Source organism: Pontibacter sp. HJ8, from assembly GCF_054824225.1.
Genome location: NZ_JSYF01000222.1, coordinates 1 through 2867, shown reverse-complemented (window position 1 = coordinate 2867; position 2867 = coordinate 1). Strand labels below are relative to the sequence as shown.

1 protein-coding gene and 1 pseudogene are annotated in these 2867 nt (G+C 54.7%); both read left to right on the top strand.

The genetic code is table 11. The annotated features are described in order from the left end of the window. Window positions 1–529, top strand: a pseudogene (locus tag OB13_RS10605) (maltose alpha-D-glucosyltransferase); the annotation flags it as partial. Continuing rightward, complete coding sequence (gene glgB, locus OB13_RS10600; RefSeq protein WP_461490139.1) at window positions 522–2819, top strand: 1,4-alpha-glucan branching protein GlgB; 2298 nt, start codon at window positions 522–524, stop codon at window positions 2817–2819. The pseudogene OB13_RS10605 and the gene glgB, both read left to right, overlap by 8 nt. Window positions 2820–2867 lie beyond the last annotated feature (48 nt).

Below are 2867 nucleotides of genomic sequence, written 5' to 3'. Positions count from 1 at the left end.
GATGCGGCAGGAAATACTGGATCGTCTCAAAAAGATATTCTCCCGGAAGATCGATACGATGAAAATACGCACGCACGGCGATTATCACCTGGGACAGGTGCTCTTCACCGGCCGCGACTTTATCATCATTGATTTTGAGGGAGAGCCTGCCCGTTCGTTCAGCGAGCGTCGCCTGAAGCGTTCTCCGCTCCGCGATGTGGCCGGTATGATCCGCTCGTTCCACTACGCGGCCTACAATGCGCTCTTCCAGCAGGACAGCTTCCGGAAAGAGGACAGCGCCTACCTCGAAGCCTGGGCCGAGCAGTGGTACCACTACGCCAGCGGTTTCTTTATGCACACGTACCTGGACAAGACCATGCGGACAGGCGTTGTGCCGGAAAAGGAGGAGGACTTCGAGATACTGATGGAGACCTTCCTGCTGGAAAAGGCGATCTATGAACTAGGATATGAACTGAACAACCGTCCGGATTGGGTGCTCATCCCGATCAGAGGCATAAAGTACATCATGAGGAAGTATCAGAATGGCTAAAAGAACGGAACAAAAGGAAACTCAGGATCAGGAGAAAACGACAAGTGGAGTAGAAAAAAACACTGCTGTGGCTTCCGATGGAACGCCGGCAGCGAAGAAAACTACTTCCAGGTCGAAAGCGAAACCAGAGGAAGGTATAGCCAATGTGCAGGAACCGGCAGGTGCTGCCACGCCGGCTAAAAAAGGCAGACCTAAAAAGGAAAACACTTCCGTAACCGGAACTGCTGGCCAGGAGGTAACTACTCAGCCAAAGCGCACCCGGACGAACAAAGCACAACAAGCTGCCGCCCTGCAACAGCCAGCAGGTAATGCAGCCGGGTTATCCATTGAGCCTGCTCCGGCAGCAGCCCAACCTGAGGTAGAACAAACAGGCCCGGTCTACTATGACATCAGCCGGCTGTCTGAATTTGATATTTACCTGTTCAGGGAAGGCCGCCATTACAGGTTGTATGAAAAGCTCGGCTCGCACCTGATGGAGCGTGCAGGCAAACAGGGAGCCTACTTTGCGGTGTGGGCACCTAATGCTGACCAGGTATCGGTGATGGGGGATTTCAACGCCTGGAACCGGGAGAGCCACCAGCTGCAGGCACGGGCCGATCACTCCGGAATATGGGAAGGATTTATACCCGATGTGCAGGCAGGTATGCTTTACAAGTACCACATCAAGTCACGTTATCACCTGTATCATGTGGAGAAAAGTGATCCTTTCGCTTTCCGGCGGGAGAAGCCGCCACAAACGGCTTCCGTCGTCCATGACCTGCACCATACCTGGGAAGATAACGCCTGGCTGGAGCACCGGAAAAGCCTGCAGGGGCAGCCGCAGCCTTATTCGGTATACGAACTGCATGTGGGTTCCTGGCGCCGCAAGCCCGAGGACAACAACCGGCCGCTTACCTACCGGGAGCTGGCAGCGGAACTGCCGGCTTATGTGAAGGAAATGGGCTTTACGCACGTAGAGTTCATGCCGGTCATGCACCACCCGTTCAACGGTTCCTGGGGTTACCAGATCACAGGCTACTTTGCCGCGGCCAGCACCTACGGTTCCCCCGAGGACCTGATGTTCCTGATTGACGCGCTGCACCGGGAAGGTATAGGCGTCATCATGGATTGGGTGCCTTCGCACTTTCCTTCGGATGAGCACGGGCTGGCCTACTTTGATGGGACGCACCTCTATGAGCATGCCGATCCCCGCAAAGGCTACCACCCGGACTGGAACAGCTACATCTTCAACTATGGCCGCAATGAAGTGCGTTCCTTCTTGATCAGCAATGCACTCTTCTGGCTGGACAAGTACCATGTAGACGGCCTGCGGGTAGATGCCGTGGCATCCATGCTATACCTGGACTACAGCCGCAAGCACGACGAGTGGATACCCAATGAGTATGGCGGACGGGAAAACCTGGAGGCGATCTCGCTTCTGAAAGACTTTAACCAGGCAGTGCACGAGCGCTTTCCCGAAGTGCTCACCATTGCCGAGGAATCCACGGCCTGGCCGGCTGTAACCGGACCAGTAGAAAACGGCGGGCTCGGATTTGATATGAAATGGATGATGGGCTGGATGCATGATACGCTGACCTATTTTTCGAAAGATCCGGTCTACCGCCGCCACCACCAGGGCGATATTACCTTCAGTATCATCTATGCCTTCACGGAGCGCTTTATGCTGCCGCTGTCACACGATGAGGTTGTACATGGAAAAGGGTCGCTTATCCGCAAAATGCCGGGCGATGAGTGGCAGGCTTTTGCCAACATGCGAGCGCTTTATGCCTACATGTACGCCCACCCGGGTGCCAAACTCCTGTTTATGGGTGGCGAACTGGGCCAGACTAGCGAGTGGAACCACGACAGCAGCCTGGACTGGCATCTGCTGCAGTTCAAATACCATGCAGGTATACAGGAACTGGTGCGCCAGCTCAACCACCTCTACCGGCAGGAGCCAGCACTGTATGCGCATAGTTTCGATCCGGCAGGCTTTGAGTGGGTGGACTTCCAGGATGCGCACAACAGCGTGATCAGCTTCATGCGGAAAGGCAACACGCCGGAGGAGCAGTTACTGGTGGTCTGCAACTTTACACCGGGCGTACACGACAATTACCGCATGGGGGTGCCGCTGGAAGGAAACTGGGTTGAAGTGCTCAACAGCGACGACAGTCATTTTGGAGGAAGTAATTTCTACAACAATGGCTTGCTGCACTCGATTCCGGAGCCGTTCCACGGTATGAATTATTCGCTAGTGCTGAAGCTGCCGCCTATGGCTGTCGTTTTCTTTAAGCACCAGCCGGTGGGGTAGTTTCTTATACTTAAAAACAAACGCCTGCTCTCATGAGAGCAGGCGTTT

What these genes read in the sequence shown, in the direction of transcription:
- glgB (WP_461490139.1), top strand. Translation starts at nt 522, where the DNA reads ATGGCTAAAAGAACGGAACAAAAGGAAACTCAGGATCAGGAGAAAACG.